The organism is Planococcus shenhongbingii (genome assembly GCF_030413635.1).
GTDB classification, from domain to species: domain Bacteria; phylum Bacillota; class Bacilli; order Bacillales_A; family Planococcaceae; genus Planococcus; species Planococcus shenhongbingii.
On the sequence record NZ_CP129235.1, the window covers coordinates 2593168 to 2607975 of the forward strand.

13 protein-coding genes are annotated in these 14808 nt (G+C 44.7%); all 13 read right to left on the reverse strand.

Features of this window, described 5'->3' with window-relative positions:
- Positions 1-161 precede the first annotated feature (161 nt).
- The 13 genes from ffh to sdaAB all read right to left on the reverse strand — a co-directional run bounded on the left by ffh (position 162) and on the right by sdaAB (position 14687).
- Positions 162-1517, reverse strand: a complete 1356-nt coding sequence (gene ffh / locus QWY16_RS12845) for a signal recognition particle protein (RefSeq protein WP_300989619.1) — start codon at positions 1515-1517, stop codon at positions 162-164.
- A gap of 12 nt (positions 1518-1529) precedes the next feature.
- Positions 1530-1853, reverse strand: coding sequence for a putative DNA-binding protein (locus QWY16_RS12850; protein ID WP_300993437.1), 324 nt, complete (start codon positions 1851-1853; stop codon positions 1530-1532).
- 68 nt (positions 1854-1921) lie between these two features.
- A complete protein-coding gene (gene ftsY / locus QWY16_RS12855; protein ID WP_300989620.1) occupies positions 1922-2938 on the reverse strand; it encodes a signal recognition particle-docking protein FtsY in 1017 nt (338 codons plus the stop codon).
- Positions 2939-2953: 15 nt separating this feature from the next.
- Positions 2954-6502 (reverse strand): chromosome segregation protein SMC, encoded by a 3549-nt coding sequence (gene smc / locus QWY16_RS12860; RefSeq protein WP_300989621.1) that lies wholly within the window; start codon positions 6500-6502, stop codon positions 2954-2956.
- 3 nt (positions 6503-6505) lie between these two features.
- Entirely contained in the window at positions 6506-7261 is a 756-nt protein-coding gene (gene rnc / locus QWY16_RS12865; protein WP_300989622.1) for a ribonuclease III, read from the reverse strand.
- 201 nt (positions 7262-7462) lie between these two features.
- A complete protein-coding gene (gene acpP / locus QWY16_RS12870) occupies positions 7463-7699 on the reverse strand; it encodes an acyl carrier protein (protein WP_300989623.1) in 237 nt (78 codons plus the stop codon).
- A gap of 40 nt (positions 7700-7739) precedes the next feature.
- Positions 7740-8486, reverse strand: a complete 747-nt coding sequence (gene fabG, locus QWY16_RS12875) for a 3-oxoacyl-[acyl-carrier-protein] reductase (RefSeq protein WP_300989624.1) — start codon at positions 8484-8486, stop codon at positions 7740-7742.
- On the reverse strand, positions 8483-9418 hold the full coding sequence (fabD, locus tag QWY16_RS12880; RefSeq protein WP_300989625.1) for an ACP S-malonyltransferase: 936 nt from the start codon (positions 9416-9418) through the stop codon (positions 8483-8485). Before fabD ends, fabG begins: the two co-directional genes overlap by 4 nt.
- Positions 9411-10406: a phosphate acyltransferase PlsX gene (gene plsX / locus QWY16_RS12885; RefSeq protein WP_300989626.1), complete on the reverse strand. Its 996-nt coding sequence runs from the start codon at positions 10404-10406 to the stop codon at positions 9411-9413. The genes fabD and plsX overlap by 8 nt, the downstream gene beginning before the upstream one ends.
- The gene (gene fapR, locus QWY16_RS12890) at positions 10403-10987 is read right to left on the reverse strand and encodes a transcription factor FapR (protein WP_300989627.1); all 585 of its coding nucleotides are present in this window, start codon (positions 10985-10987) and stop codon (positions 10403-10405) included. Before fapR ends, plsX begins: the two co-directional genes overlap by 4 nt.
- A gap of 89 nt (positions 10988-11076) precedes the next feature.
- Entirely contained in the window at positions 11077-13125 is a 2049-nt protein-coding gene (recG, locus tag QWY16_RS12895) for an ATP-dependent DNA helicase RecG (protein ID WP_436837143.1), read from the reverse strand.
- On the reverse strand, positions 13109-14008 hold the full coding sequence (gene sdaAA / locus QWY16_RS12900; RefSeq protein WP_300989628.1) for an L-serine ammonia-lyase, iron-sulfur-dependent, subunit alpha: 900 nt from the start codon (positions 14006-14008) through the stop codon (positions 13109-13111). The genes recG and sdaAA overlap by 17 nt, the downstream gene beginning before the upstream one ends.
- A gap of 16 nt (positions 14009-14024) precedes the next feature.
- Positions 14025-14687: an L-serine ammonia-lyase, iron-sulfur-dependent subunit beta gene (gene sdaAB / locus QWY16_RS12905; RefSeq protein ID WP_300989629.1), complete on the reverse strand. Its 663-nt coding sequence runs from the start codon at positions 14685-14687 to the stop codon at positions 14025-14027.
- Positions 14688-14808: the final 121 nt, after the last annotated feature.

Genomic DNA, 14808 nt, shown 5'->3' on the forward strand with positions numbered 1-14808 from the left:
AAAAGTATGATTTTTACTTTGTAAAACAGCTACAAAGGTAAGGGACATTGTGTGCCTGTCCCTGTATCTTTGAAAAGAAGACATGCATAAGCATTATTCGTCTCCCCTGTTCTACTTTGTATCTTTAATTAACGAACAATTGATATTGTCCCTCATAAAGCTTATTTAAAAAGTGAGTCCAGTCCTGGCATCGACATTTTCTTTTTTCCTTTTTGGTTCATGCCGGACATTTGTTTCATCATTTTCTTCATGTCTTCGAATTGCTTCAAGAGACGGTTGACGTCTTGGATCGTTGTGCCAGATCCTTTAGCAATGCGTTTGCGGCGATTTGCGTTAATGATTTCAGGAGTGATTTTCTCTTGTTTTGTCATTGAACGAATAATCGCTTCTACTCGGCCCATCTGGCTTTCATCGACTTTCGCATTTTCAAGACCTTTGATTTTATTCGCTCCTGGGAGCATTTTTAAAATTTCATCGAGCGGTCCCATCTGTTTCACTTGAGTCAGTTGATCCAGGAAATCGTCAAACGTGAAAGAAGAAGTTCTGAACTTCTCTTCCAGTTCTTTTGCTTTTTCTTCATCGACATTCGACTGCGCCTTTTCAATCAATGACAGCATATCGCCCATGCCGAGAATTCGGGAAGCCATGCGTTCTGGGTAGAAAGCTTCCAGCGCATCCATTTTTTCGCCCATCCCGACAAATTTAATCGGCTTGTCAGTCACTGAACGGATTGAAAGTGCAGCACCGCCTCGTGTGTCTCCATCAAGCTTCGTTAAAACGACGCCTGTGATGCCCAGCGCTTCATTGAAGCTTTGAGCCACGTTGACTGCATCCTGCCCTGTCATCGCATCAACTACCAGGAAAATTTCATCCGGTTCTTTTAATGCGCGAATGTCTTTCAGTTCCTGCATGAGATTTTCATCGACGTGCAGACGCCCGGCCGTATCAATCAGAACCGTATCCATATGTTCCTGCCTTGCATATTCAATTGCCTGGCGCGCTATTTCCACAGGGGAAATATCTGTTCCTTTCGAAAATACCGGAAGGGACAATTGCTTGCCGATTGTTTCAAGCTGCTGAATGGCGGCCGGACGGTAAACGTCCGCTGCTACCATTAGCGGCTTGCGGTTGTGTTTTTTGCGCAGCAAGCTTGCCAGTTTCCCGGTAGTGGTCGTTTTACCTGCACCCTGTAAGCCGACCATCATAATGACGGTCGGCTGTTTTGTAGAAAATTCTATTTTGCTTTGTTCGCCGCCCATTAATGACGTCAGTTCATCTTTAACAATTTTCACGACTTGCTGGCCTGGCGTCAAGCTTTGCATAACATCTTGGCCGATTGCGCGCTCACTTACTTTTTTAACAAATTCTTTTACTACTTTTAAATTGACATCCGCTTCGATTAAAGCAAAGCGGACTTCACGCATCATCTCTTTGACGTCTGCTTCGGACACTTTACCTTTGCCTTTAATCTTTTGGATGGTCCCTTGCAGGCGTTCGGATAATCCTTCAAATGCCATAGTTTCCGCCTCCTAATCCCATTCTTTCAGCTGTTTGATCAATTCTCGTACCCGCTCTTCTGTGAAAGGCTGTTTTTCAAACGATGAAACCAATTGCTGCCGTTTTTGAAATTTCTCAAAAAGCTGCAGTTTTGCTTCGTATTCTTCGAGCATAGCTTCCGTGCGGCGGATATTATCATAGACCGCTTGGCGTGTAATATTATATTCTTCAGCAATTTCACCTAAGGAATGATCATCTAAATAATACAGCATCATGTAACTGCGCTGTTTAGGCGTCAGCAATTCCTGATAGAAATCAAACAAATAGTTCATGCGTGTTGTTTTTTCTAACCCCATCATCGCTGTTCACCCCCACTGACTCTCCTGATTAGGATACTGAAAACGCATGGAAGCGTCAAGTAATTTTACTTGTCTGCTTCTGCGTTTTCCATTTCTTCTTCCATATCCAGTCCTTCTGCAAATAATCCATAGACATATTTCTGAGGATCAAACGGCTGCAAATCGTCCATTTGCTCACCAAGCCCGACAAACTTCACCGGAATATTCAATTTGCTTCGGATCGCCAAAACGATTCCGCCTTTTGCGGTGCCGTCCAATTTGGTTAATACAATTCCCGTCACATCTGTCGCTTCTTTAAACATCTGTGCTTGTACCAAAGCATTCTGACCTGTGGTCGCATCAAGAGCCAGCAGCACTTCATGCGGCGCTCCAGGAATTTCCCGAGAAATGACACGATATACTTTCTCCAGTTCGTTCATCAGATTGACTTTGTTTTGCAGCCTGCCAGCTGTATCACAAATCAGCACATCTACTCCACGTGACTTCGCTGCACGCACTGCATCATACATGACCGCTGCTGGGTCGGATCCTTCGCTTTGCTTGATGACATCCACGCCGACACGCTGGCCCCAAATATCCAATTGTTCGATGGCTCCTGCACGGAAAGTATCTCCGGCAGCCAATAAAACTGACTTTCCTTCGTTTTTCAACCGGTGCGCCAATTTAGCGATAGTCGTTGTTTTACCCACACCGTTTACGCCGACAAACAAAATAACAGTCAACTCATCCGAAAATTTCAATTCATTGATTTCTTCTTCACCGGCTTGATAAATCTCTACCAGTTTTTCAGATATAACAGATTGGACAGAAGAAGTATCTTTGACATTTTGCCGCTGGACCTCGTAACGCAGCTGATCCATCAATTCCATAACCGTTTCAAAACCAACATCCGCTTGAAGCAGGATTTCTTCCAGTTCTTCAAAGAAATCTTCATCTACTTTCCGGTATTTTGCTACTAAATCATTAATTTTTGAAGTAAAGCCGGTACGCGTTTTGGTTAAACCTTCTTTATATTTCTCGGTTGACTCTTCAGCCTCCGCGTTTCCTGCAAATTTATCTTTCAACTTTTTAAAGAAACTCACGTGACCACTCCTTTTTTATATTTCTTCCTGCAGTTTAACAGAAACGAGTTTTGAAATCCCGGATTCCTGCATCGTGATTCCATACAGTACATCGGCGCCTTCCATTGTGCCTTTGCGATGCGTTATGACGATGAATTGTGTATCCTCACTGAATCTTTTCAAGTACTGGCTGTAACGAACAACATTCGACTCATCGAGTGCAGCTTCTACTTCATCGAGCACACAGAACGGCACCGGACGGACCTTCAAAATCGCAAATAATAAAGCAATCGCTGTAAGAGCGCGTTCTCCGCCAGACAGCAAACTTAGATTTTGCAATTTCTTGCCGGGCGGCTGGGCGATGATTTCAATGCCTGTCAGCAATAAATCTTCAGGGGTTGTCAACACAAGATCGGCTGCCCCGCCCCCGAACAACTCCTTGAAAGCCCGTTGAAATTGGATGCGAATGGCATGGAACGTGTCATCAAAGCGGCTCGTCATTTCTTCATCCATTTCCCGGATGACGGTCCGCAATGTTTCTTTCGCTTCGTTCAAGTCATTGCGCTGTTCTGCCAAGAAGCTGTGGCGTTCCGAAACATGTTCAAATTCTTCGATCGCCCCTATGTTTACAGGCCCTAATTCTTCAATCGACTGTTTCAGCAGTTTCACTTTTTTGCGTACTGCAATTTCTTCCTCAGCCAATTCATACTCTTTTGCTTTTTCCAATGTCATATGGTAGTTGCTTTCGAGCTGGACAAGGAAGCTTTGAATCTGCACTTCAATTCGTGTAGATTTCACTTCACAAATGCGGATTGCCTCTACGTAACCTTTATAAATACGCTGCATTTCCTTCAGTTGTTCTTCTAATGCGTTCATTTCATCTTGTTTGCTGCTACGCTCTTCTCTCAGTTTCTGGATGTTTTGTTGCGCTGTCTGTTTTTTCTCAGTCCATGTGAAAATTTCTTGAAGAATTTCGTCATCAGAGTAAACTTTTGTGGCTTCTTCTGACTGAATCCATTCAAGCTCTTTTTGATTCTCTTCTAATTTCCGGTCACTTTTCAGCTTCCGTTCGAGAAGCTCCGATTCGCTGCGGATCAATTGCGCCACTCTTTCTTTCATTACGGCCATTTGGGATTTGTGGTCGGCCAGCTTGGCAAGAACCAAATCACGGGCAGACTCGTTTTGTTGTTTAAATTGAGTCAAATCATCGATTTGTCTGGAAATGGCGGTAAGTTCTCCGCCAATCTCTTCTAGCCTTGTTGCCGCCGATTCTTTTCTCAAGACGACAGAAGACAAATCAAAGTCCCTATTTTTTCGTTCGGCTTGGAAAAGCTGGAACCGATCTTTGGTCGTTTTCAATACCGCTTCTATTTCTCTCAAAGTCATGGCACGTTCTGATTCCAAATCACGGTATTTCTCACCTTCTGAACGCAGATTGTTCACTCGCTGTTCAGTGGCATGCACTTCGGCTTGCTCTTTTCTCACCGTTTTTTCAGCATGCACAATCGTTTCAGCAAGTTCTCTTGATTGTACAATCAGCTGTTCCAGTTCGGCTTTCCGTGTGAAGAAAGAAGCTTGGGATTTACTCGCTCCTCCTGTCATCGAGCCGCCAGCATTGACTACATCCCCTTCTAAAGTAACAACCCGGTACCGGTTCATTGTCATTTTGGATAAAGCAGATGCACCTTTTAAGTCAGAAGCTACGATGACATTGCCCAACAGATTTTCAATGATCATTCCATATTCAGCATCATAGCCAACTAGCTCAAAAGCCATTTTTACAAAAGATGGATGGTTTTCGATAGAGGCGATGGTTTGTGCCGGAATCTTTCTTGACTTCATCACAGTCATTGGCAAAAATGTCGAACGCCCCGCGCGTTTTTTACGTAAAAATTCAATCGCTTCGCGCGCATGCTGTTCTGTCTCCGTAACAATATGCTGGCTGGAAGCGCCCAAGGCCGTTTCAATGGCTTTTGCATAATCCTGGTCTACTTGGACAATTTCAGCCACTGCACCGACAATTCCATCGAGCTGACCTTTTTGACGCGCTACCAGGACTTCACGCACCCCTTGGAAAAATCCCGAAAAATCAGCTTCCAATTCCTGCAAGGTTTCAATGCGGGAGCTTAATTGTTTCTGCGATTGGTAGGCTTGGAAAAGCATCGATTGTTTTTTCTCAAATGCCTCTTTCCTGTCACGGAAATCCGTTTCTGTTTCTTTATATTGTGTGCGCTTATCTTCAAGCAGTTTTTTTATTTCCACCATTTTCTTCTCGGCTGCTGCTTTTTCCTGTTCCAGTTTAGTAATCTCAGACGTAAAATCTGCTTGCTGGACTGCAATCCGGCTTGTGGATTCGGATAATTGCTGTTCTTGCAAGTCGATATTTTTCAACTCATTTTTGACTGTAGCCTGTTCATTCATCAAATCAATATAAGTCGATTTATGGGATTCTATATCGTTGTCGATATCTGCTGGAGTCCGGTTTAACTGTTCTTCAAGAAGTTTGATGGTTTGGCGGATGGATAGTTGTTCGGCTTTTTGCTCTTCCAGCAATGCCAGTTGTTCGGTATGCTTTTTTTGAAGATCATCATTTTCCGCTTTTTCAGCTTTCAGTGCTTCCTGCAGCTGCTGCGCCTGCCGGGTGGCGTTATTCTTTTTCTCCGACATTAATAATTTGCGGCCTTCCCATTTTTCGCTTTCACTGCTGGCTTCTACTAAATTGTTTTGGGATTTCTCGATTTGGCTGTCCAGTTTAGAGAGCGCGGAACGGATGGCACTTACCGCCTTTTCTTTGTTTTCAATTTCAGCTGCAAGCTGGCTTTCCTTTTCTCCGTGCGCCCGTGTTTCTGAAGACAATCCAGCAAGTTCTTGCTCCAATTGTGTAAGGTCAAATGCTAATAATGCGATGTCGGCATCCTTTAGCTGTTCATTCATATCTATATAATCGCGGGCTGCAGACGCCTGGATTTGAAGCGGTTCCATACGGCCATCCAGTTCATGCAGAATATCCAGCACCCGGTTTAAGTTTTCATCTGTTTCATTCAATTTCACTTCAGCTTTTTTCTTGCGCTGTTTGTATTTCAATACACCAGCAGCTTCTTCAAAAATCGAACGCCGCTCGTCTGCTTTGCTGTTTAATATTTCATCTACACGGCCTTGCGAAATAATGGAAAATGCTTCTTTTCCAAGACCCGAATCCATGAACAGGTCGGTGATGTCTTTTAAGCGGCAATTTTGCTTATTTAATAAATAAGCACTTTCACCACTTCGAAAAACCCTCCTCGTTACGCTGATTTCGCTGTAATCGAGAGGGACCCGTCCATCTGTATTGTCTAAAATTAAAGTTACTTCCGCAAAATTCAGCGGTTTTCTGGAATCGCTGCCGGAAAAAATGACATCTTCCATTTTTGCTCCACGCAGTGATTTCGCTGACTGCTCCCCGAGTACCCAGCGGATGGCATCCGTGATGTTGCTTTTGCCGCTTCCGTTTGGTCCGACTACAGCTGTTACCCCCGGCACAAAGTCAATGCCGATGCGATCAGCAAATGACTTAAATCCCATGACTTCTAATCTTTTCAAAAACATTTTCTAATCCTCCATTGCTTCTTGCAATTTACGGATGGCCAGCTGAGCGGCTTGTTGTTCAGCTTCTTTTTTAGACCGGCCATTTCCAACGCCCAGTTCTTGTTCAGCCAGCGATACCCGTGTGACAAAAACCCGGCTGTGCGCTGGTCCTTTTTCATCGATAATTTCATAAGTCAACGCACCATTATTTTTTTGCTGCACCAATTCCTGCAATTGGCTTTTATAATCCATCACATGCGAAAAAGCACCGGTTCCCACTTTTGGAAATAATACAACTTCCAAAAATGCTACGACAGGTTCTAAGCCTTGATCTAAAAACAAAGCTCCAACAAACGATTCAAAGACGTCTGCCAAAAGTGCTGGCCGCGTCCGTCCGCCAGTCAGTTCTTCTCCTTTGCCAAGCAGGATATACTTGCCAAAATTCAACTCATTGGCGAAAAGAACCAGAGATGGTTCACAGACAATCGCTGCACGCAATTTTGTTAGTTCCCCTTCGCTTATTTCAGGATACTCTGTATATAAAAAGTGGGAGACCGACAATTCCAAAACAGCATCCCCTAAAAATTCAAGGCGTTCGTTGTCCAAATATTGTCTTCTTCGATGCTCATTCACATAAGATGAATGGGTGAATGCTTGATAAAGCAAAGCAGGTTGTTTGAATTCGATCTGGAGCTCTTTTTGCAATTGTTCAAAAGCCAGTTTGGTACTTTCTTTGATTGAACCAGGCTTTTGCTGGTTTAGTTTCTTTTTCATTGCCATTTGTAATCTGCCTTCCTTTGACGTTCTTCCTTTGATTTTACCTTTTTTCGCATGATAGTGCAAAAAGAGAATTGGCGCACAGCCGCTTTGGATAAGCAGTTGCACGCCAATTTCTAATGTTAAAGGTTCATTTTGAACGGAAACGGCCAGATTCTCGGGTCATAAACCTGTCGAAAGGGAACGGCCGTTTCTGCTTTTCAATTAAGCTTGTTTCTTTTCAATATACGTTACCGCGTCGCCTACTGTAGCCATGCCTTCAGCGTCTTCGTCGGAAATTTCCATATCGAATTCGTCTTCAAGTTCCATAACCAATTCAACTACGTCTAATGAATCCGCACCTAGGTCGCCTGTGAATGAAGCTTCAAGCTTCACTTCGTTCTCTTCTACACCTAGACGATCTACGATTACTTTTGTTACTCGCTCTAATACTGTTGCCAATGTCGTCACCTCCCCTCAAATCAGTATACAAAATTTTTGCTTACATGACCATTCCACCATCAAGATGAAGCGTTTGGCCGGTCATATAAGAAGATTCGTCCGAAGCCAAAAACAGGACTGCTTTCGCAACTTCTTCGGCTTCCCCGAAACGTCCTAGAGGGATTTGGGAGAGCATTGTTTTTTGGATATCTTCATTCAACTTATCTGTCATGTCTGTAGTAATGAAGCCCGGAGCGACAGCATTCGCTGTAATTCCCCGGCTTGCGAGCTCACGTGCAGTGGTTTTTGTTAATCCGATGACGCCTGCTTTTGCAGCTACATAGTTTGCCTGCCCCGCATTGCCCATAACGCCTACGATCGAAGAAATATTAACGATGCGGCCCGAGCGCTGCTTCATCATTTGGCGGGTTACCGCTTTGGTACAGATAAAGACACCTTTTAGATTGGTGTTAATGACATCATCCCACTCATCGTCTTTCATGCGCATCATTAAATTATCCCGTGTAATGCCGGCATTATTAATCAATATATCAATTGAACCAAATTGGCTCATTGTTTCATCGATCATTGCTTTTACTGCTTCCGAATCAGAGACATTAGCTTTTACTGCAATAGCTTCTCCGCCATTTGCCTGGATTTCAGCTGCCACTGCTTCCGCTTTTTCCTGGCTCCCACTGTAATTAACGACAATTTTAGCTCCTGCCTTTGCCAGTTTGCGGGCAATTTCCGCTCCTATGCCGCGTGAAGCTCCTGTTACGATTGCTGTTTTCCCTGTTAAATTGGTCATTTAGACAGCTCCTCTACCGCTTTTTCAAATGATTCCATATCGTAAACCGGCAGTGTCTGGACTGAGCGATCGATTTTTTTCACAAGTCCGCTCAGCACTTTGCCAGGTCCGACTTCTACGAATACCGTAACGCCAAGGTCAATCATTTCGCGGACCGATTGCTCCCATAGCACTGGTGAATACAATTGGCGCACCAATAATTCCTGGAACTGTGAAGCATGCGTTTCACTTTTCGCCGTGACGTTCGTGATAACCGGAATGGCCGCATCTCTCAAAAAAGCATCGCTTAAAACCTTTGATAAAGCTTGAGATGCCGGACGCATCAATTCCGAATGGAAAGGCCCGCTGACATCAAGAGGAATAGCCCGTTTAGCGCCACGCTCTTTAGCAATGATGCATGCATGCTCTACACCAGCCTTAGTTCCAGAAATAACGATCTGTCCTGGGCAATTCAAGTTTGCAAGCTGGACTACACCCGTTGAATCAGTTACTTCATTGGTCACTTTTTTTAGTTCTTCGCTGTCCATACCAAGTATCGCCGCCATAGCGCCTTCTCCAGCTGGAACAGCATCATTCATAAATAACCCGCGTTTATGGACAATATCGACCGCTTTTTCGAAAGGCAAAACACTTGAAGCAACAAGTGCGCTATATTCGCCTAAACTGTGGCCAGCCGTAAAGTCCGGCACAATTCCTGCACGGTTCAGCCTTTCAGTAATCATTGCGCTGACCGTTAATAATGCCGGTTGTGCATGGTATGTAAGTGTTAAGTTTTCTTGAGGTCCTTCAAGCATCAGTTCTGCTAATTTTACGCCAAGCGCTTCGTCTGCATCTGTGAAAAATTGGCGGCTTTTGTCATCAGTAAGAAAGCTTTCGCCCATGCCGATTGTTTGGGAGCCTTGTCCTGGATAGATAAATGCAATTTTAGTCATCTCGGTTCTCCTTTTTCAATGTACTGTATATTGTGCCTGTCACATCATATTCAACCATCGTCCGCGTTTGGCGAATCGCATTGAATAAGGCATTTGCATTGGAAGAGCCATGGGCTTTTATGACCGGTGCTTTCAAGCCGAACAATCCGGCTCCACCGTATTCGCTGTAATCGAGCATGCCTTTTAAGCCGTTCAAATCATTTTTTACTAAGAGAGCTGCGATTTTTGTCTTCGCTGAAGACATGAAAACATCTTTGATCATAGAAAAGACATTCATTGCCGTTCCTTCAATCGTTTTTAAGACCATATTTCCTGTAAATCCGTCTGTAACGACCACATCCGCCGCCCCGTTCAACAGATCGCGCGATTCCACATTGCCGATAAAGTTTACCGGCGCTTCTTTCAGGAGCGGATATGCCGCTTTCGTCAAATCATTGCCTTTTTTCTCTTCCGTTCCAATATTCAATAATCCAACTGTGGGATTTTGAATGCCGCGGACTTTTTCAGCATAAATGCTGCCCATCACTGCATATTGAACAAGGTGTTCGGGTCTTGCTTCAGCATTTGCTCCCATATCGAGCATAACGAATCCTTTGCCGTCTATCGTTGGCAATGTCGGTGCTAAAGCAGGTCGGTCGACTCCATCAATACGGCCGACTACAAATAATCCCGCCGCCATAAGTGCTCCTGTATTGCCTGCAGATACACATGCATCCGCCCGCCCATCTTTTACCGCTTGCGCCATCTGCACCATAGAAGCACCTTTTTTTCGGCGTACTGCCCGAACCGGATCGTCTGTCGCTTCAATAATTTCTTCACAATGGATGACTGTCAGCCGTTCATGGTCTTTTAAATAAGGCTGCATTTTATCCTGGTGTCCATAAAGCTGGATCGACAAATCTCCGAATTCCCCCAGTGCTTTATAGACGCCTTCAATTATTTCTTTTGGCGCATGGTCTCCGCCCATTCCATCAACTGCTATAATCATTTTTCGTCACCTTCACTTTGTTCCGTCATTCGGTACATCTCAAACGTACCGATAAATACAGTCGCTAAATCCACCGAAGACACGACTTTTACATATGCCCGGTTTTTCCCCGGATTGCGGTCTACGACATGGGCTTTCGCTACAACTCGCTGTCCGGCTGTCACCGGGCGCAGGAATTGCAGTTCCGACTTTACTGTCAGTGCCAGTTCATCATTCATGACCGCTACTGCGAGGGAATTGGCCTGTGCAAACAAATGATGTCCTCTGGCAATTTGATTGCGCTGAAAAACATGCTCAGGTTTTACATCAAATATTGATATTGCCCGTTCGTCCAGTTCAATATCTATAATTTCACCAATAACTTCATCGATTGGCAAAGATTTCACTTCATCTTCAAATGTTTTCACGGCCACATGTTTGATGCGCTCACGCAGCTCCGGAATACCGAGTTCCATCCGGTCGAGACGGATTGTCTGGACACTGACATCAAACTTTATCGACAGCTCTTCATCAGTGACAAATGGATTGTCCTTGATAGACTCTGTCAGCTCTTGCTGCCGCTCTTTTTTTGGTTTTCTCACGTTGTCACCGCCCGCTATTAGCACTTGGTACTAATATGAGTATATAAATAACAAAAAAAGAATGCAAGGATTATCTGAATCCTGCATTCTCAATCTAATCGGCCCGTCGCCAGCGCGCCTGAATCTTCAAGTTGCTCACGCAAGCATCTCGTTTCTTCACTGGTCCAGAATTCCTGGCTATTGACAAGCGCTTCCGCATCTCGTCTTGCCGTTTCCAATGCCCGGTAGTCGTGAACTAAATCCGCCATTTTGAACTCTGGCACTCCACTTTGCTTGCGGCCGAAAAAATCTCCCGGTCCACGGAGCTGCAAATCTTTTTCCGCGAGTACAAATCCATCGTTCGTTTCGGTCATAGATGTCATCCGTTCTTTCCCGACTTCTGTTTTCGGATCAGCCAGCAATACACAATACGATTGATCGCTGCCCCGTCCGACCCGTCCGCGTAATTGATGGAGCTGAGATAAGCCAAAACGTTCAGCGTCGTATATCAGCATAAAAGTAGCGTTAGGTACGTTCACACCGACTTCGACAACCGTCGTTGACACCAGGACCTCAATACTGCCTTCGGTAAAAGCACGCATCGTTTGCTCTTTCTCATCACCAGACAGCCGCCCGTGCATCAAGCCAACCGTGTGTTTTTCATGGAAATAACTTGAAAGCTGCTGGAATAAATCCACCGCATTCTGATAATCCAGCTTATCGGATTCTTCGATCAATGGGCATATCACATAGGCTTGCCTGCCTTCAGCAAGCTCTTTTTCCATACGGCCGACTATCTTCCCGAACATCTCTTTTTTCATCCAGTATGTTTGTATTTCTTTTCGGCCTACCGGCATTTCATCAATCACTGAAACATCCATTTCACCAAAAGCGGAAATTGCCAAAGTACGCGGAATCGGAGTAGCGGTCATGAACAGCACATCCGGATTATAGCCTTTATCTTTTAACACACGGCGCTGGTCTACACCAAAGCGATGCTGTTCGTCCGTAATGACTAGGCCAAGTTTCTTGAATTGGACATTCGGCTGAATCAAAGCATGGGTACCGATCAGAATATCGATTTTGCCATCTGCAAGCTGATCAATAATGAACTGGCGTTTTTTCCCTTTCACTGAACCTGTCAGCAAGGCAATGTTCACTTCAAACGGCTCGAACCATTGAGCCAGTGTATTGGCATGCTGCTCTGCCAGAATTTCAGTTGGCGCCATTAAAGCTCCTTGCATCCCAGCAGTTACAACAGCGTATAGAGCAATTGCGGCTACCACCGTTTTCCCTGAGCCTACATCTCCTTGCAAAAGCCGGTTCATGCGGAAAGGCTCTTTTAAATCCCGGCAGATTTCATTGACAACGCGCTTTTGGGCATCGGTCAAATCAAAAGGAAGAGTATCGATAAAGTGTTTCAGCCGGTTCAAATCGTAATCGACAAATGAACCGCCTTCTTCTTCTCGGTTCTTTTTGCGCAATGCTTGCATTTTTAGCTGGAATATCAATAATTCTTCATAGACAAACCGTCTACGGGCTTGTTTCAAAGCTTCTCCGTCAGTCGGAAAATGAATCCATTCAAGCGCATCTTGAACAGGCACCAAATGATAAGCGGTCCGGAACCTTTCAGGCAAACAATCTTCTAGGTCGTCTTTCGCTAAATCCAGTGCTTGCCGCATCAATTTACGAAACGTTTTTTGAAAGATGCTTCCTTTTAAACTGTAAACCGGCTCAAAATCCACTCCGCCGGTCCGAGGGCCGATGGAATGGTTTGTCACGGTGATCACTTGTCGGCCACGGTCCCATTTCCCGGACAAAGTGACGACTTCACCAATTCTTAATTTGGCTTTAACATATGGCTGATTAAAGAAAATAGCTTTAACCAGATGCCGTCCTACCATCACCTGGACTTGGGTCCGTGATTTATTTTTCCCTAAAAAAAGGACGGAAGGTTCGCTTTCGACCCTTCCCTCCACAGTGACTCTTTCATTATGCGGTGTATCTGCCAAATCCTTTAGCTGAAAATCTTCGTGGCGGTACGGAAAAGTCATGATCAAGTCATGAATAGTCTCGATTTTCATTTCCTGTAAAGTTTCAGCTGCCTGTTTGCCTACCCCTTTTAAAGAGGCGACAGAATCTTTACTTGCCACTGCCAACCACGGCTCCGCCAAAGATTTTCGATTCCAGCCATTTACCTGTTGGAGTAGCGGCAAGTCCGCCTTTTGCCGTTTCTCTTAATGCGCTCGGCATAGATTGGCCGATTTCAAACATGGCACTGATTACTTCATCACAAGGGATACGGCTTGTTACGCCAGCCAGCGCCATATCTGCCGCAACCACTGAATTGGCTGCTCCCATGGCATTTCGTTTCACGCAAGGCACTTCTACCAACCCTGCAACAGGATCGCATACCAGTCCCAGCATGTTTTTCATGGTAATGGCAAAGGCTTCAGAACTTTGCTGAGGTGTTCCGCCCGCCATTTCGACGATTGCTGCCGCAGCCATTGCTGCCGCTGACCCAACTTCCGCCTGGCATCCTCCGGCGGCTCCAGAAATGGAAGCGTTATTGGCTACTACAAATCCAAATGCTCCTGATGTAAACAAATATCGGATCATTTGTTCACGCGTGGGGTTCAATTTATTCTTGACTGCAAACAAAGTTCCAGGGACCACTCCCGCTGACCCTGCAGTCGGTGTAGCGCAAATTGTTCCCATAGCCGCGTTTACTTCATTCGTCGCGACAGCTTTACTGACGGCATCAAGAAGCAAATCTCCTGATAGAGACTTTCCCGTCTCTCTGTACTTTTGAAGAAGGACGGCATCTCCTCCCGTTAAACCGGAAACGGAATGCACACCTTTCAGACCTTTCTCAACTGCTTCTTCCATAACTGTTAAATTGCGGTCCATTTGTTTCATGATATCTTCCCGCGAACGGTCCATCAGCAGCATTTCCTGCTCAATCATAATCTCAGAAATAAGCTTGCCTTCATCTTCCGCGCGTTTAACTAATTCTTTTACATTGTGAAATAATGCTTCCAATGTTTATACCCCCTTCTTAATCGGCGATTCTTGTCACTTGAGTAATGTTTGGAAGCTCAACAAGCTCGTCCAACACTTCTTTATCGACATTTTGATCCACTTCAATCACCATAAGCGCCATGCGCCCTTTTTCTTTCCGGGAAACTTCCATATGGCCGATATTGATATCGTATTTATATAAACAGTTTGCTACGTTAGCGATACATCCGGAGCGGTCTTCGTGAACCACTAAAATGGCTGGATGTTCCCCTGAAAGACGCAGCGGAAATCCGTTCAATTCTGTAATTTCAATCTTGCCTCCGCCAATCGAAATGCCCATCATCGACATTTCAGCACGCTCATCACCAATGACGATTTTAACGGTGTTCGGATGTTCCACGTGGCCGGTTTCCGGAATAAATTCAAATTCCAGTCCCAGTTTCCGTGCTTCTTCAAAAGATGTTTTTATGCGTTCATCGAATGTGTCATAGTCCAGCAGCCCACCGACAATCGCAACGTCCGTGCTGTGGCCTTTATATGTTTCGGCAAATGAGCCATACAAATGGATTTTCGCCCATTTTGGCTGGCGCCCGAATAAATCTCTCGCTACTCTTCCAATACGTGCTGCTCCCGCAGTATGAGAGGAAGATGGACCAATCATAACCGGTCCGATTATATCAAAAACAGATTTGAACTTCATTGCTCAAACCCCTTTCTTTCATTATATAAGTTCATTTTACATGAAATTGCCACATTTAACAAAATTGAACCGCTTTCATTCCTTCTTAAGTAAAAATCCGGAATGTTCCGAATATTTATAC